The following is a 564-nucleotide window of genomic DNA, read 5'->3' on the forward strand; positions in this document are numbered from 1 at the left end:
TGAGGACCGCGAGAACGGCGGTCAGCAGCAGCAACGCGCTCACGGACAGCGCGTGTTCGGCGACCGCCAGCAGGTACGGCGCGCCGAAGCCGAGGTAGGCGATGGCCTGGAAGACGGCGGTCAGCCTGCCCAGGTTCTCCGGGCCCGCCATGCGCTGCACCTCCATCAGGCCGTACACCAGGCAGCAGCCGTACCCCGCGCCCAGTACGAGCGCCGCCGCCGCGACCAGCCACCAGCGCGCGTCCGCGGCGGCGATCGCGCCGAGCACCAGTCCGACGACCACGATGCCCAGCGCGGTGGCGATCAGGTACGGCTTGTCGGGGCGGCTGACCCGGCGCGCGAGCGGCTGCACGAGGATGCCGGCGACCATGGTCAGGGCGGTGACCACCGCGCTGAACAGCAGCGCGTCATCGCCCAGCTCCTCGCGTACCAGGCCGGGCAGATAGGCGAGCGCGATCGACGACGCGCCGAAGACCCACGGGGCCAGCGGCACCACCACGAGGCGGAAGCGGCGACCGCTCTCCCGGGACAGGCGCGGCCGGGCCCACAGCACGGTGTCCGCCT

The 564-nt window shown here is 73.6% G+C and carries 1 protein-coding gene; it reads right to left on the reverse strand.

What is annotated here, in order from left to right; genetic code table 11:
• Window positions 1-564: MFS transporter (locus KUM32_RS40370; protein WP_217146671.1), on the reverse strand; the 564-nt coding region annotated here is incomplete at both ends.

Source organism: Streptomyces sp. AC627_RSS907 (genome assembly GCF_019049165.1).